Raw genomic sequence first — 15,973 nt, forward strand, 5'->3', positions numbered from 1 at the left:
CTAGAACTTCAGATCGGTGCTTGGCATAGCGAGCTTTACCGCTGGATTGCCTTTGTAGACAGACCACGGTTCCGTGCTTTTCATCACTGCGGACGCCATCGCGACAAACGTGCCTTCACCGATCTGGATGCCGTCGCGCAACGTGGCGTTCACGCCAAGAAAACTATAAGCGCCGATTTCGCAGTGACCCGACATGACGACGTGCGAGGTCATCGTGACGTGATCGCCGATATGTCCGTGGTGCCCGATATGATTGCCGCTCCACAGCACGACGTTGTCGCCGATACTCGTAAAAGGCTGGAGCGTGTTGTCTTCCAGGATGAAGCAGTTTTCGCCGATCGGGTTATCGAAGCGAGTCGCACGTGAACTGACGTAGCTGATCATCGAATAGCCTTTGGCCTTGATGTCATTGAACACGTGCTCGCGATCCCGGTTCATATGTTTGGGGGACATTGGCGCGAAAAACTCGAATTCGCCTGGCGGGTAGGCATTTTCGATGCCTTCAAACGCAACCACCGGCACGCCCTTGTATTGACCGTCTTCGGGCAGATAGTCGCGGTTTACGCAAAATGCGACGACGCTGTGAGCCGAGTCGTGCTCAAGGTAGTAGTGGGCCAGCTCAGCGTAATCCTGCAGCCCAAAGATAACGACGTTAGCCATTAGTTACGTTCCTTGTACACGTAGACGGTGTACTCATACAAGCCGTAATCGTTTCGCACCACGTAGTGCCGAGAAAGGCTCTTGGCGATGAAGTCGGTCAGGTCGCCAATCGGCATGTGGAACAGGTCATCGCGTTCCCAATCCACCTGTTTGGACATTACGTTAAATGCGATCCCGCAACGAGCCTTGTTGAACACCAGCGTCACGATTCGTCGCAGATGCTCAAACATCGCTTCAAAGCTCAATTCGCGCTTTTCCGTGAATACCCCGTTCATAACGACGTAGTCGAACTCCTCGAGGCCCTCAGGCTCGGCGAGCACGTCGATGCAGAAATATTGATTGTGCGGATACTTTTGCTGCGACAACGAACAGAAAGCGGCGGACGCATCAAGGCCCGCATATTGCAAGCCCGGCACGTGGTGCTCGAGCATGTATTGATACAGATGGGACGCGCCACACCCGAAGTCCAGAAGTGTCTTGTCCGTAGCCGAAGGGCGCACGAGATCGAGCATGACCTGATAGCGTCTCTCTGCATCTGCCGCGTTAGGCCAGTCTACGCCGCGATGCGAGTCGCCGAACTGTGCCAGGCAGTCCTCGTAGTGGCGGACAATGGAAAGATAGTCGGCGGTCATGCCAGAACTCCGGCTTGCAATTGATCGGTCACGGCAAGCGGATCGTTGTGCATGAGTACGTCAATGATCGACAGGCCAGGCAAGAACGCAGAGCTTTCCTCCGAGTGAGGGCGCAACGTGGGCGTGAGAAACGACAGCTTCGTGCCATGTGCGTCGAACGCGGCGCGGTCATACAGTTCGACGCCACCGATGGCATTGATGTAGTCATCAGCGCCTTCTATCCGGCAGATATCGATGATTCTGTCCTGTCCTTTGAGCGTCGCGTTTCCGTAGCGACGTGACGTGGGGATGATTTCTGTCTTCAAACCAAGGTGATCGCGCAGCGCAATCAGGCTGTGTGACAGATAAACAGCGAGATTGTCAGCCGGATAGCGGATGATGCTTTCGACAAGGGGGAATACGCGGGAAAACTGTGAAGAGCGCGAATACGCTTGCTGAATCGACTTGAGCGTGCGGTTGCGCCAGGTCGTATCGTCGCTGATGTCGATGTCGCAGATAAGCCGGTTCTGGCTGGCTCGTGCCAGAGGAACGGTCAGCATATGCGCCGAGCCTTGAATATTGATGCGGTTCCGGTTGATCCAGCCTCGGTTGATGAAGGCGACGTCGTCGTAAAGCACGAACGCGTCGACTTTCGCCATGAGCTGGAAGTACCCGAGATACGGCAGAAAATACGGCTGCATGATCGCGAGGCTGCGCTTAGCTTGCATGCTGATTCAGACCTGCCGCAGTGAGCACGATATCAATGATGCTGTCCTGTGTTTTTACGTCCAGCGCAGGGTAAATGGGCAGGCAGAGTACCTGCTGGGAGATTTCGCTTGCTACGGGCAGGTTGGAGCGCGATGCGGATGGCAGCCCACGATACGTCGGAAACTCACTAATCAGCGGATAGAAATACCGGCGTGCCCATATGCTCCTCTCTCGCATCGCATCATACAAAGCATCTCGCGTAATCGGGAATTCACGCGTGATCCGGATGGGAAAGTATGAATTGTTTCGCGTGCTGTGTGCTGGCACTTCGTGCAAGATCAGACCATGAACATTTCGGAATGCAGATTGATAGCGTTCCGCAATCCGCGCGCGGGCAGCCATGACGTGATCCATGTGCTGAAGCTGCAGCAGACCGAAGGCGGCCTGTACTTCATTCATCTTCCCGTTGATACCGGGCCCTATCACGGTCACTTCGTCGACGAAGCCAAAGTTCTTCAAGTTGTCGATTCGACGCTTCGTTTTCGCGTCCTGGCAAATGATGGCGCCGCCCTCGAAGGTGTTGAAGATTTTGGTTCCGTGAAAGCTCAGTACGGACATGTCGCCGAACTGGAGCACGGAGCGCCCATTCTTCTTCACACCAAATGCGTGTGCCGCGTCATACAGAACCCGCAGGCCATACGTATCCGCAATTCGCTCGATCGCTTCCACCTCGCAGGGGTTGCCGTAAACATGCACGGGAACGATTGCGGTTGTCTGAGGCGTGATTGCCGCTTCCACTTTCTCGGGATCCAGATTCATGCTACGCGGGTCGATGTCCGCGAAGACCGGACGTACTCCATTCCAGTGAAGTGCGTGAGTCGTGGCAACGAAGCTGAATGGCGTGGTGATCACCTCGCCGGTTATCTTCATCGCCTGCAGGGCGGTGATCAGCGCGAGCGTGCCGTTGGAGAACAATGAGAGATGTTCGACGCCGAGGTAGTCGCAGAGCGCTTGTTCAAGCTGGGCGTGAAAGGGGCCGCCGTTGGTGACCAGTTTGCTGTCCCAGATTTTCTGCAGATAGGGCAGAAATTCTTCCAGTGGGGGCAGGTACGGTTGCGTGACGGGTATGAACTTATCCATATGGACCTTTCGTCTCAGGGCTGGCCTTGCCCGATTGGGCGTGACGTTGGGCCGTATGCGTACGCCCGGCCACTATTTCGCACAGTGTTACATCGGGGCCACTCGTCCTATCGGTCAATCAAGTGCCGGAAAGACGGCCAATTCCACCAAATGAGGCAGGTCCTGGGCGCGCTCTCGGCGTTAAATTGACCCGGAAATCTCCCACTGTTCTGCAGATCAGTGGGAGCGACGCGCCGTTAAGCTAACCATCTCGACAAGTACGCAGCACGCGCGTGATGCGGGGTGCGCACGCATCCAGTCCCGGCGGGGCGGCACGGCGTTGGTTATTTCAAGGAAAGATCCGCTCTATGGCGACCGTCAGCATCCTCATACCCGCATTCAAGGCCGACTTTCTGGTGAAAGCGTTGGCGAGCGCGCAAACCCAGACGTTCAAGGATGTCGAGATTCTGATCGGTGACGATACCGCCGACGGCCATCTGAAGGACATCGTGGCGCGCTTCGACGACCCGCGCATTCAGTACTTTCATCATGGCTTCCAGGATGGTTTCCGTAATTCGCAGCGGCTTTGGGAGCGTGCCAGCGGAACGTACGTGAAGTGGCTGTTCGACGACGACATCCTCATGCCGACGTCGGTTGAAGCGCTGGTCAACGCGTTGCGCAAATTTCCCGAGTCCGCGCTTGCGTTTCACGACCGCGCGTTCATTGATGGCAATGACAAGGTCATCAGCGTCCCGCCGACACTCATCACAGAAGGTGAGATGGCGTTGATCGATCGCCCGCTGCTCGCACGGGAGATGGTCGCAAAGCTGGGCAATTTCGTCGGCGAACCAAGCAACATCTTGCTGGTGCGCGAAAAGGTCGATATTTCGACGGTGATGAACTACCGCGACCAGAAACTCGATTTTCTGGCGGACGTCGGCATGTATCTGAATCTTGCGGAGCGTGCGCCGCTGGTCGCGGTGCGCGGCCACCTGAGCTGCTTCCGGCAGCACAGCGGACAGCAATCCGGCCAGAGCAGCCCGATCATGAGTGCCGGTTTCTACGAGTGGGAGATGTTCGTCCGCGGCGAAGCGGCGGCCGGCAATCTTCCCGAAAGCATGCTGCCCGAGGCGAGAGATCGTATCAAGGTGTTTTACACGCACGCGTTTGGGAACCTGCAACTCAAGGAAATTGAGCCGTTACTGGCGAACCTCGATGAGATCACGGATCGGCCGGCGGCCGGGTTGTTCGAATCGGCCCGCTTCCAGGCGGATATCGCGAATGCCCGTGCAATAGTGGATGCGCGCAGACGCGCGGCACGCGTGTCTAATTTCTGCGCGGTGTGCGAGCAGACCGTTGGCGCATGGCTACCGCATCCGCTGGCCGGGACCTTCGATGTCGAGTTCCTTACCCAGGTCGAAGGTGTAGGTTCGCGGCTCGACAAGCATATTTGCCCCAAGTGCCATTGCAACGATCGCGACAGGCACCTGTGGCTCTACCTGACCCGATCAGGCGTGCTCGACAACCTGCAACATAAACGTGTGCTGCACCTCGCGCCAGAGGGGATGATCGAGCCGCGCATTCGCGCGTTGCAACCGCTCGACTACATTGCAGGCGACCTGCACCCGCGTCTTCCCCATCACCGCAAGATCAACGTCGAAGCGCTGGACTTTCCGAATGGCCGCTTCGATCTGATCATCTGCAATCACGTGCTTGAACACGTCGACGATCCCGAACGCGCGCTGGCCGAGTTTCGTCGCTGCCTTGCGCCTGACGGCCATCTCGTGGCGCAAACGCCGTATTCGCCGGTGCTCAAATACACGTTTGAGCTGAACCGCCCGCCAACCACGCCATTCGCGATCCGTTACTTTGGCCAGGATGACCACGTGCGGCTGTTCGGCGCCAACATGCCCGATCTGTTCCGCGCCGCCGGGTTGAATGGCGACCTGTATCCGCACGCCACGGTGCTAGGTGATACCGATCCCGAGAAGTTCGGTGTGAACGGGCAGGAGCCGTTCTTTCTCTTCGTGAATGGCGTTGCGCCACGATTCGAGCAGGCTGCTGACAATGCATCGGCTGTGAGCGTGGAGAGCGAAGCGGCTGAGACGCCGCACCTCCTGGCGTAAAAACAGCAAGGGCACCGCCGGAATTTCCGGCTGGTGCCCTTGCTTCGTGAGAACAGGTGGGACTGCTGGCGGCTAGCGCCCATTCACGATTAAGCGCTGCGAGGCAATGTCTTCAGCTTCTCATTCACCGCACTGCGCAGCTGCAAATACGCCGTCACATATTGCGGAAACCCCGTTGCATTCGCAGCGAACTTCAACGCATCCAGCGCGACCAGATCAGCGCCGAAACGGCTGAGCGGCTCGCTTGCAATGGGCAGCGTCATCGGGTTGAAGTTGCGGACTTTCCATTGACGCTGCGTGCCCAGAATCAGCGACGGAATGCGTTCGATGACAAACACCTTGGCCGGCGCGCGTTGCTGCTCGTACTTCACTTCCGCGTTGAGGCGCAGCGCGAGTTCCGTGTCACGCGCTTCGGCGGCGTTGAAAATCACTTCGCACTTTTGCAGCCACTCTTGCCAGAACGCAGGCTTCGCGATCAGGTAATTGCAGAACACGGTCTGCACCGAGCTCATGAACGTCGCGGTCATGTCCAGATCCGGGGCGATCAGACGCAGTGCTCCATTGATTGCATGCTCGATGCCGGGATGGCAAGCGGCCGCATGGTGGAACACGTTATCGAAGAAGGCGGCCTGATCGAAGAACGGCGAAAACGTGATGACGTCCACGTCATCCGGCGTGCTGTCGACGAACTCCCTGGCTTGCGCCGACGTCAGTCGCGTCTTCAGCGTGAACTTCGGTGAGAAGAAACCGTAGCGCGCTTCCGGGTCCAGCGTGTTTTCGAGGAAAAACCGCCGCATCGGCCAGTATTCGCGCCAGTCGGGACGCTGTCCGCTGTTGTCGAGCGGGATGAAGTCCGGCGCAACCATGCGGCGCGTTTCATCCGAGTAGAAGATCTGATAAATGTCGTTCTTCACGAATGGTCCGCGCTCAAGGGTTGGTCTTCTGCGATGTCGAACGATTCTGCGGGCAGGCCGTCGCACCAACGCCGCCAGATCACGCGCAATGCGCGGCTCATGCCGTCGGCGATGCGCTCCGGGCGGAACATCGGCGATTGCTCGCAACGTTCGCGCAGGCTGGAACGCAGCGCGGCGAGCGTTGGGAGGTCGGCGGCGAGGCTCGCGGCCCGGCGCACGTAGTCGTCCTTGTCGGTCGCTACGAACTGCGGCAGTCCAACGTGCGACATCGCGGTAAAGCCGCTGCGGCCGGGTACGGTGTCCGACGGCAGCGTCAGTGAGGGCACGCCCATCCACAGCGAGTGCAGCACGGTCGTGAGACCGGAGAACGGGAAGCTGTCGAGGCAGATGTCCACGTGATGATGCTGTTGCAGATAAACCGCTACGCTCGCACGCGAGCGGAAGTCGAGCCGCTCGCGCGTGATGCCTTCCTCGGCAAACCATTCCACCAGTTCGCCCAGACCGCCATCGCGCGGCATCGCGCCAATCAGCAAACGTGAGTTCGGCACTTCGCGCAGCACGCGCGCCCACAGCGCGATTACGTCACGCTGCAGTTTGTCGAGGCGGTTGAAGCTGCCGAACGTCACGTAGCCGTTATGCAGCGCCGGCAACGAATTGAGCGGCGGGCAATGCCGGTCGGCTTCGAATGGAGCCACGGCGGGAATGTAGGCGATCTGCTCGGAGAACTGGCTGCGGAACTGTTCGGGGACCCAGTAACGGTCGGCAAAGAAGTAGTCCACCGCATCGAGGCCGGTCGTGCCCGGATAACCAATCCAGCTCGCCTGCAGCGGTGCCGGTTTGCTCGCCATGCAGCGCAGGCGGTTCTCAGCGGTGTGGCCGGCAAGGTCGATCAGAATGTCGATACCGTCCGCGCGAATCATCTCGGCCACGGCCTTATCGGTCATGCCGACAATGTGATGCCAGTGCGCGAACATGCCGCGGAAACGATCGGTGGTCGCGTCGTGAATCTGCGTGTTCGAATAAGCGTGCAGCGAGAGGCTGGTGTCGCGCGCAAGATGCACGAGCACCGGCTCGAAGAAGTTGGCCATCGCATGGCGGCAGAAATCGCCTGAGATGAAACCGACCCGCAACTGGCGATTCGGCTCGCGTGTGTTGTGATGCGTCGGCCAGTGCGCCTTGAGCGGCGCTTCGAAGCGTTCCGCGAAACGTCGATGCTCCCTGAAGATTTCTGCGGGCGTGGCGTGGTCGCTGTGCGTCACGCAGAAGGCCAGATTGCTGTAGGCGAGTTCGCTGTCCGGGTCGGCTTCAATCGCCTGACGGAACACGTCCGCGGCTTCCTTGAGGCGTCCCATCTTCATCAGCGTCACGCCGAGCGGATTGCACGTAATGCCCGATGGTCCGGCCAGTTCGAGTGCCCTGCGGCAGAACTTTTCTGCTTCGGCATACTGCGCCGTATAGCTCATCAGAATGCCCATGATGCGGTGCGCTTCCGCATAGTCGGGGCGTAGTTCCAGCAGTTGACGGGCGAGCTTCTCTGCCTGCTCGTAGCGGCCTTTCGACAGCAATACGCCGGCCGCGATCTGCACGACGTCGGTATCGTGGGGGGAAAATTCGAGCGCGGTCAGCGCGTGGGTGAGGGCTTCGTCGTACTGCCCCAGCTTGTGCAACGACGCCGACAACACTTTCCAGCCAAAGCCGTGGCGTGGGAAGCGTGCGGTGAAGGTGCGGGCGCTGGCAATGGCTTTCTGCACTTGCTGGCCGTTATACAGTTCACCAAGGGCGCGCATTTCCTGCTCGCTGGGTAATGCATTACCTGCGTGCTCTGCCTGGCTGGTGCTATTCGACGCGTTGCCGGCCGGTGCCAAAGCCGCCGTTGCCGTGGCTTCGGCTGAAGGACTCGAGAGTGCGATAGTGGGCGTTGCCGTTGCAACACTCCCTGCCTGCACGGCGATCTTGCTGGTCTTCTGCGTCGTCACATGCGTCATGATGCCGATCAGCCGGTCGATCACCGGTCCCGAAAGGCCACGCTGCTGAGCCATTTCCAGCACGACCCACGCCGCTTTCAGGTTGTCCGCCTGCAACAGGCCGTCGATGTAATTGGCCCAGTACTGCAGATTGTTCGGATTGCCGCCCAGCGCCTTCTCCAGATACGGCAGCGACGCTTCGGGTTGCTGCAGACGTATCGCAATCACGCCGAGCCGGTGGTTCGCGTCCGGATGGTCGGGGTACGTGGCGAGCACGGTCTGATAACACGCGCCTGCTTCAGCATATTCGCCGCGGGCGTCTGCCGCGAGACCGTTGCGCATCGCGAGCGCGGCGTTCAGATGAAGCTGCACGGTGGCATCGTCGGGCAACAGGGCGGCGGCGTTTTGCAGCGGGATGGCCGCGCTCGCCAGATCGCCGCGCCGCAGATGCGCGTAGGCCAGCGTTTTCCAGCCATAGCCGTGCTGCGGCACGATCTGCACCATCTGCTGCGCAAGCGCTTCCGCGTTGTCATGCAGATTACTGGCGGACAGGGATTCGATGGTCGCGACAAATTCGTTCGCCAGCGCGTCGAGTTCGTCAGGTAGCGCGGCAGCCACCGCCTGGGTCAGGGGATCAGGTACGAGCTGCTGCAATTCGACATCGGTAGTCATGGGTGTCCTTGGGTGCCTGGCAACGCGCGCGGGCCCCGCACCGCCTGGCTGGAGCACGGACGAAAGGCGGACGCATTGACCTTGCGATAGTCTAGCGGCGCCCGTTCTGGTCGATTGGCGGAGTAAAGGCCTGATTTCCCTCCATTTCGCCGCGCCCGCTGCGGCCCCAATGCAAAAACAGTGGCAAAAAAAAAGCCCGCTATGAGCGGGCTTGAGGCGAACGAGCGCGCCTGTACGCCGGCGCGTTTCTTGTTATTCGGTACTGTTCAGTGCTATCCGGTCTCGCAACCGGCAGATTTCATCAGCTTTAAAACATCAGAACATGGCAACCCGGTTGTACTGCTGCGCGGATTTGATGCGCCGCGTAGCGAGTTCGTATTCCGCGGTCAGTTCAGCTTGCGTCGTGCGTGCGTCGTCAATGAGCGAGCGGTCCATTGCCTGAATGCGACGGATCATCGCCAGTGCCACCGGCGCCTGTTCCCGCTGGATCGAACGCACGAGCGGCGAACGTTCCTGCGCGAGGCGGGCAGCCTTTTGCCAATCGGCGATCTGTCCGGCCTCGGCGATAGCCTGGGTCATTTCGAATACGCGTTCGACGAGCTGTGTCTGGTCCATGTTGCCGTGCTCCGTGATGATGTCTTAAAGGCTCTCGTCAGGACTTGCCTGAGGCCAGTGCGCCGGCGCTGTTTGCGCCGCCGAACAATTGGGTCAGGTACTGCGTGTCGTTTTCCGTTGTGGCCATCAGCGAGTCCAGTGCAGTGAACTCGTTGGTGTATTGCGTGGTCAATTGCGACGAATACGCCGTGAGCGCGGTTGCCTGGGTCTTGACGTTGGTCAGGTCGGCAGAATAAACCGCCGTGCGCTGATCCAGAATGCCGCCCGTCGACGCGAAGGTGTTGATGCTGTTGTTCAACTGCGCGCCGACACCGTTGGTCAGGTTGAACAGCGTCGAGACCTGGTTCGGGTCGTTTTGCAGCGCCGTGGTGAGCGTGGACGTGTCGAGCGTCAGCGTGCCGTCGGCATTCAGGCTGATACCTACGTCTGCCAGCGTGGCCGAGACGCCACCTGAAGTCACCGAACTGCTGACAATGTTGCCGAGCGCGTTCTGGATGATGTTGGTCGTCGTGTCGCCCAAGAGCGGGCCGCCTTGCGAACCTGCCGATTGCGTCGAGTCGAAAGCGGTCAACGAGGCGATCGTGCTCACCACCGAGTTGTATTCGCTGACGAAGTTCTCGATGTCGGTGGCCTGAGTGGTCGTGTCCGCGGCCACCGTCAGTGTTTGCGGCTTGCTGCCGGTGCTGTCGATCGCGTCGGCCGTCAGGTTCAGCGTTACACCGGTCAGTGCCGTGGTCACCGTGTTGGTCGAGCTGGTTGCCGCGGTGCCGTTGATGGTGAATTCGGCATCCTGAGCATAGGCGCTCTGGGTCCAGCCGTTGCCGGTGCTGATGGTCGACGTGCTGCCGGCGGTGCTGTCGCTTGCGGCGGTGGTCGTCACACCCAGGCTGTTCAGCGGCGACGTGCTCGACGCGGCGTTCGACACGGTCACGTTGATCGTGCTGGCCGCGCCGGTCGACTTGGAGTTCAGCACCAGGTGGGTGCCGTCCGAGCCGGTGATAACGGAGGCTGAAATCCCCGGATTGTTATTCGCGGTGTTGATCGCGGAGGCGATATCGCTGAGCGTGTCATTCGACGACGTGACGTTGATCGTCATCGAATTGCTGCCCACCCCGACGGTCAGCGTGCCGGTGCCGAGCGCGCCGGCGTCGGTGGTATTGAATGCTTTCGACGTCACGCTTTGCGCCGTGGCGATCTGCGATACGTCGACCGAGTAAGTGCTGGCGACGGCGCCCGCACCGGCAGTAGCGGTCAGGCCGGTGCCGCCGGTCGCGGTGGCGGTGAACGCCGTCAGCAGCCCGCCGCCATACAGCGGCGCGAGATCGACCTGCAACGCGGACAGGGCAGCGGAGAGCTTGCCGAGCGCGGAGATCTGGGTGTTGTCGTTAGTGGCTTCGGTGGTCAGCGCAGCCTCGGTACCAGCGGTCTTCGAGGCGACGAGAGCGGTCACGAGCGACGATACGTCCAGCGAGCTATTGCCAGTCGCGCCAGAAATGATGGACTGGGCTGCTTCCTGCAGCGCGGATTGCGTCTCCGCCTGTACCTGGGCAACTGATGTACTTGCTGAAGCCGTTCCGGAAACTGTCGACATATACGCTCCGTGCTTGCTCTGGACCGCGCGACCGAAGTCGTCACTGTTGTATCGGGTCCGAACGTGTTGACGGGAGGTCGAGCCTCCCGGTAAGAAAATTTTTACGCGGATGAGCCGTCGATACTGCGCTACGGCCCATCCGCTTTACTGCTCGAAACTACCTTATTGCAGCAGCTTCAGAACTTGCTGCGGGTTTGAGTTGGCTTGCGCCAGAACCGAGATACCTGCTTGTTGCAGCACTTGAGCCTTGCTCAGGTTCGCCGATTCCTGTGCGAAGTCTGCGTCGGTGATCTGCGATTGTGCGCTCGACAAGTCGGTGGACTCAGCTTGCTGCGACGTCGCGATACCCGTCAGGCGGTTTTGTGCTGCACCCAGCGTTGCCTGAATGTTGTTGATCGTTGCCAGCGCGTTGTCGACCGACAGCATCGCCAGGTTTGCGCCTGCCGTGGTGCTGACGTTGACGTTCGCAACCGAAGTCGGCTGGTTGTTGTAGTTGATCAGGTTGAGCGACGTTGCGCCTGCTGCTGAGCTTGCCGTGCTGACACCGTTTGCACCGATCGTGCTGACCGGCGTAGCGCCCGTAGCGAATGCGAGCGTACCGCTGCTCGACGATGCTGCGAACAGGCCGCTCGTTGCGCTGGTCGACAACTGGTTGCCGTTCTGGTCGAGGTACTTGAAGCCGCCGCTGCCGTTCGATTCAACCGTGATCGACGTAACCGTGTTTGCACCGCCCGTTGCTGCTGCGAGGCCGGTCGTCGGATCGATGCTCAGACCCGACAGCGTGCCCAGCACCGTGCCCGACGTAGCCGTCGAACCGAAGCCAGTTTCAGCCGAGTTGATCGATGCCAGTTCGTTAGCGATCGTGAGGCCGCCACCGCTGTTCACCGAAATGCCGTCGATGCCGCTCGGCGTGCCGGTGATCGTGAACAGGTTTGCTGCTGCCGAGCTCGAGATCGCCGAACCGTTCTGGTCGGTGAACGAGAAGCCGCCCGTGCCGTTTGCCACGACGTTGATCGAGGTGATCGCGCCCGTGCCGCCAGCCGAGTTTGCTGCGCCAGTCGACGTCAGGTCCAGACCCGTGATCGTGCCAACCACCGTGTTTGCTGCAACCGGGCCGCTACCGAGCGACGATGCCGACACGCCTTGGCTCAGGTTGATGGTGATCGTTTGACCGACGCTTGCGCCGACCTGAACGCTCACGTTGCCTGCGGTGCCGTTCAGCAGGTTGATACCGTTGTACGAGGTTTGCGATGCCAGGCGGTTCACTTCAGCAACTTGCTCAGCCACGTCCTGTTGCAGAGCTTGCTGGTTCTGCGTCGACATCGAACCACCGGCGGCTTCAGCAGCCAGCGAACGGATGGTTTGCAGCGATTGCGTGATCTGGCTCAGACCCGTGCTGGCCGTTTGCACCATCGACACGCCGTCGTTCGCGTTCGACACGCCCTGGTTCAGGCCGTTGATGGCCGTTTGCAGGGTCGTCGAAATTGCCAGGCCAGCGGAGTCATCTGCTGCGCTGTTGATGCGCTTGCCCGAAGACAGGCGGGTGATGGCTTGCGAGAGCGCTGCGCCCGAAGAGTTCAGGTTTTCCTGCGCGGTCAGCGACGAGATATTACTGTTAATGCTGAGCATGAAATTCTCCCAAGAGGCTGTTGCCCTGAAGTTACTGTCACGTTGACATGGGCGGAGCACTCGTTCATTGCTGGCCGCCTCTGAGCAGGTTTTCGGCGCAGGAAAAAAAAACTTGAGGGACTTTATTCAATTGGGACGCAATCGTTTTACCAGGTTTTACGGCGCACGGAAGCGCGCTACCTGGCGCCCCACCTTATGGGACGGAGGCAAGGGCGCTGCGGACCTCGACGCAGAGCTTGGAAAGTCGCGTTATTCTGTTTCTCTCTGACTAAGCGCAAATGCTGGAGAAATCATGCAAAAACGCAGGATTGGCAATTCGCACCTGGAGGTCGCGCCGCTTATGTTTGGCGGCAATGTGTTTGGCTGGACCGCGGACGAAGCGACGTCATTCAACATTCTTGACGCATTCGTGGACGCGGGACTGGATTTCATCGACACAGCGGACGTCTATTCGGCCTGGGTGCCGGGCAATCAGGGCGGTGAGTCGGAAACCATCCTCGGCAAGTGGTTCAAGCGCAGCGGCAAGCGCGACCAGATCGTGCTGGCGACCAAGGTGAGCAAGCATCCGCAGCGCGAGGGTTTGTCGACGACCAACATTCAGGCCGCGGTCGAAGATTCGCTGCGCCGTCTGCAAACCGATTACATCGACGTATATTTTTCGCACGCCGATGACGAGAAAACGCCGCTCGCGGAGACGCTCGGGGCCTATCAGCGCCTGATCGAAGCCGGCAAGGTGCGGGTGATCGGCGCGTCCAACTACAGCGGCGCGCGGATCAAGGAGGCGCTGGCGGTCTCTCGCGAAAACGGGCTGCCCGAGTACCAGATCCTGCAACCCGAATACAACCTGTACGACCGTGAAGCCTATGAAACGGATATCGAACCGGTCGCGCAGGCCGAGCATCTCGGCGTGGTCGTGTTTTACAGCCTGGCCAGCGGGTTCCTGTCCGGCAAATACCGCTCAGCTGCGGATCTGGGCAAAAGCGCACGCGGCAGCCGGGTCGAAAAGTATCTGAACGAACGCGGTACCCGCATCCTTGCGGCGCTTGATACGGTGGCCGACCAGCACGGCAGCACCCCGGCGACGGTGGCGCTGGCCTGGTTGATCGCGCGTCCGAGTGTAACGGCCCCAATTGCCAGCGCCACGTCAGTCGAACAGTTGCAAAGCCTCACCGCCTCCGTCGAACTGATGCTGACAGGCGCCGACATGCGTCTGCTGGATGACGCAAGTGCCTGGCGCAATGGCTAAATTGGTGGTAGGCACGTTATTTTCCTGATATCATCGGGAGTGAATTGAGATCTTTGCCTGTTTCGTTCGCCTTGGGTGGGCGGAGCGGCAACAGACGCGGCGCTTGTGATGTGCGTCTGGCCGCGTTAAGCGGTGACTCCCCAGCTCTCTTTTCCGGCCTCCGCGGCCGCTTGCCTCTCGCTTCGTGCATGGTTTCGTTTTCCTGTTATTGGCCATGAAATCGAAGCGACCGGAGGACCGGCGCGTGAGCGGCAACCCGCCACGCAATTACCCGTATCTAGCGATTTGTTAGGAATTACATGACGACGATTCTTCTGAAGGAAAACGAGCCGTTCGAAGTGGCGATCCGCCGCTTTCGTCGCGCAATCGAAAAGAATGGCCTGATCGCAGAACTGCGTGAACGCCAATCGTACGAAAAGCCGACGACGGCTCGCAAGCGCAAGAAGGCTGCTGCTGTGAAGCGCCTGCACAAGCGCCTGCGTAGCCAGCAACTGCCGAAAAAGCTGCACTAAGCACGCTTTCAAGCACGGCCAAAACGGCGGTGTGAGCTTCGAAAGAAGCCACACCGCCGTTTTTATTTGCGCGCGGTATCTCGTTGGATTGGCCGTGGCGGCCCGCATGCAGCGGGCCGCCCACTAACAAAGCTCAGGCGGCGTGTTTAACGCGCGCCGCCGAAAGGCCGAACTGGCGCGCAATCGAGACGAGCCGCTCGCGCCATTCCCACGTGCCGAACACGTCGTGCACGTTTTGCAGGCAACTGAGCAGATCGACGGTTGCCGCATCGTAGACGTTCACGCGCGAGCGCAGCAGCGCCCGTTTGAGCGCCGCAATGCCGACATCCATATAGGCGGGCACTTCGACCGGAGGTTTGTTGATGAACCGGACGGGTATGCCTTCCATCGCGGTCATGTAGTCGCGGGGTTTGATGTAGCTGCCGACCGGGCAACCGCCGCAGTATCCGCGATAGGCACCGCCGCCGCGCGGCAGCAAGGCCGCACGCCCCTGGCCGTCGAGATGCGCGACAGCGCGGTCGAATATCTCCTGATGGGTCAGGAAGTTTAAACTTTTCATGGTCTTCTCCTCTGCGCGAGGGGCGCAGCGGTCGTTCTGGTATTCAGTCAATAAGTTCGAAACCGCGCGCCGGCAGCGCCAGATACCCCGCCAGATCGCACCTGGCGGCTGCCCGTGGGCGGCGTTGAAAGGTAAGAGCGCATCAATGCAGCGTTTCGCAGGACGATGCCGCTACAGATCGCGCACTCTGCCCCTTTGCTAGGTATAACGACCGTAGCCGGTAAAAACCGTAGTGTCAGTGTGCGCGGGCACGCAATTTTGACATGGCAGCGTGTGATCTGCAGCCGCGCGGACGGCGGAAAGCCTTGCCAGACAAGGCTCTGCCGGTTTAGACCTGCATGGCTAAGGACTTTCCCGAGGGCAGGATCAGGCCGTCTTATTGCGTCCCTTTTTGCCGAGCGCCGCGCAGCGGGCGTAGCAATGGCAGTCCGTTTGATGGTCGTTGACCATGCCGACTGCCTGCATGAACGCGTAGCAAATCGTGGTGCCGACGAATTTGCAGCCGTATTGCTTCAACCCCTTGCTGAGCGCGTCCGAGACCTCGGTGGACGCCGGCGCGTGTTGATACGACTCCCATTTGTTCTGGATTGGCGTCTGGTTGACGAACGACCACACGAAATTGGCGAGCGATCCATGCTCGGCGCGAATCTGCTGGACCGCGCGCGCATTGGCGATAGCTGCTTCGATCTTGCCGCGATGCCGGACGATCGACTCATCCAGCACGAGTTTGTCCACGTGCTTGGGCGTGAAGCGCGCCACGGCGTCGATATCGAAGTTAGCGAACGCCCGGCGATATCCGCTGCGTTTGTTCAAGATCGTCGACCACGACAAGCCGGCTTGGGCGCCTTCGAGCACGAGCATCTCGAATAGGTGCTGATCGTCTCGCGATGGCACGCCCCATTCGCTGTCGTGGTAGTGTGCGAGCGCTTCGCTCGAGGCCCAGTTGCATCGCTGTGTCACGGTCCGGCTCCTGCTGTTGATGTGAATCGAAAGCCCGGCTGCCCGGGCTTCGCCAGCATAGCGGAACGGATCGCCGCCGCAACCAGG

General features: G+C 60.0%; 14 protein-coding genes. 3 read left to right on the plus strand and 11 right to left on the minus strand.

The genetic code is table 11. The features are described from left to right. Genes D0B32_RS15220 through D0B32_RS15235 form a run of 4 tightly spaced genes read right to left on the minus strand, consistent with a single transcriptional unit; the run spans position 1 to position 3,119 of the window. Positions 1-660 carry an acetyltransferase gene (locus tag D0B32_RS15220; protein ID WP_117334768.1) on the minus strand — a complete coding sequence of 220 codons (660 nt, stop codon included), beginning with the start codon at positions 658-660 and terminating at the stop codon, positions 1-3. Further along, positions 660-1,292 (minus strand): trans-aconitate 2-methyltransferase, encoded by a 633-nt coding sequence (locus D0B32_RS15225; protein WP_117334769.1) that lies wholly within the window; start codon positions 1,290-1,292, stop codon positions 660-662. Before D0B32_RS15225 ends, D0B32_RS15220 begins: the two co-directional genes overlap by 1 nt. Continuing rightward, the gene (locus tag D0B32_RS15230) at positions 1,289-1,972 is read right to left on the minus strand and encodes a WbqC family protein (RefSeq protein ID WP_259295009.1); all 684 of its coding nucleotides are present in this window, start codon (positions 1,970-1,972) and stop codon (positions 1,289-1,291) included. The genes D0B32_RS15225 and D0B32_RS15230 overlap by 4 nt, the downstream gene beginning before the upstream one ends. Positions 1,973-1,988: 16 nt before the next feature. After that, complete coding sequence (locus tag D0B32_RS15235; RefSeq protein ID WP_117334771.1) at positions 1,989-3,119, minus strand: DegT/DnrJ/EryC1/StrS aminotransferase family protein; 1,131 nt, start codon at positions 3,117-3,119, stop codon at positions 1,989-1,991. A 347-nt stretch (positions 3,120-3,466) separates the two neighbouring features. Here D0B32_RS15235 and D0B32_RS15240 point away from each other — a divergent pair, with 347 nt between their 5' ends. Next, positions 3,467-5,224: a methyltransferase domain-containing protein gene (locus tag D0B32_RS15240; protein ID WP_181969811.1), complete on the plus strand. Its 1,758-nt coding sequence runs from the start codon at positions 3,467-3,469 to the stop codon at positions 5,222-5,224. Positions 5,225-5,313: 89 nt separating this feature from the next. Here the strand turns inward: D0B32_RS15240 and D0B32_RS15245 are convergent, their stop codons facing one another. The 5 genes from D0B32_RS15245 to D0B32_RS15265 form a co-directional block, all read right to left on the minus strand. Further along, positions 5,314-6,138, minus strand: coding sequence for a hypothetical protein (locus D0B32_RS15245; RefSeq protein WP_117334773.1), 825 nt, complete (start codon positions 6,136-6,138; stop codon positions 5,314-5,316). Beyond that, the gene (locus D0B32_RS15250; RefSeq protein ID WP_117334774.1) at positions 6,135-8,774 is read right to left on the minus strand and encodes a tetratricopeptide repeat protein; all 2,640 of its coding nucleotides are present in this window, start codon (positions 8,772-8,774) and stop codon (positions 6,135-6,137) included. The genes D0B32_RS15245 and D0B32_RS15250 overlap by 4 nt, the downstream gene beginning before the upstream one ends. A 315-nt stretch (positions 8,775-9,089) precedes the next feature. Next, on the minus strand, positions 9,090-9,389 hold the full coding sequence (locus D0B32_RS15255) for a flagellar protein FliT (RefSeq protein ID WP_117334775.1): 300 nt from the start codon (positions 9,387-9,389) through the stop codon (positions 9,090-9,092). A gap of 37 nt (positions 9,390-9,426) precedes the next feature. Then, positions 9,427-10,980: a flagellar filament capping protein FliD gene (fliD, locus tag D0B32_RS15260; RefSeq protein WP_117334776.1), complete on the minus strand. Its 1,554-nt coding sequence runs from the start codon at positions 10,978-10,980 to the stop codon at positions 9,427-9,429. Positions 10,981-11,142: 162 nt separating this feature from the next. Further along, on the minus strand, positions 11,143-12,609 hold the full coding sequence (locus tag D0B32_RS15265) for a flagellin (RefSeq protein WP_117334777.1): 1,467 nt from the start codon (positions 12,607-12,609) through the stop codon (positions 11,143-11,145). 292 nt (positions 12,610-12,901) lie between these two features. Here D0B32_RS15265 and D0B32_RS15270 point away from each other — a divergent pair, with 292 nt between their 5' ends. Beyond that, positions 12,902-13,855 (plus strand): aldo/keto reductase, encoded by a 954-nt coding sequence (locus tag D0B32_RS15270; protein ID WP_117334778.1) that lies wholly within the window; start codon positions 12,902-12,904, stop codon positions 13,853-13,855. Positions 13,856-14,154: 299 nt separating this feature from the next. After that, on the plus strand, positions 14,155-14,367 hold the full coding sequence (gene rpsU / locus D0B32_RS15275; RefSeq protein ID WP_074262890.1) for a 30S ribosomal protein S21: 213 nt from the start codon (positions 14,155-14,157) through the stop codon (positions 14,365-14,367). A 133-nt stretch (positions 14,368-14,500) separates the two neighbouring features. Here the strand turns inward: rpsU and D0B32_RS15280 are convergent, their stop codons facing one another. Then, positions 14,501-14,926, minus strand: a complete 426-nt coding sequence (locus D0B32_RS15280; protein WP_117334779.1) for a hypothetical protein — start codon at positions 14,924-14,926, stop codon at positions 14,501-14,503. Positions 14,927-15,292: 366 nt separating this feature from the next. Further along, a complete protein-coding gene (locus D0B32_RS15285) occupies positions 15,293-15,886 on the minus strand; it encodes a DNA-3-methyladenine glycosylase I (protein ID WP_117334780.1) in 594 nt (197 codons plus the stop codon). Positions 15,887-15,973 lie beyond the last annotated feature (87 nt).

The organism is Paraburkholderia sp. DHOC27 (assembly GCF_003429005.1).
Classification (GTDB): Bacteria; Pseudomonadota; Gammaproteobacteria; order Burkholderiales; family Burkholderiaceae; genus Paraburkholderia.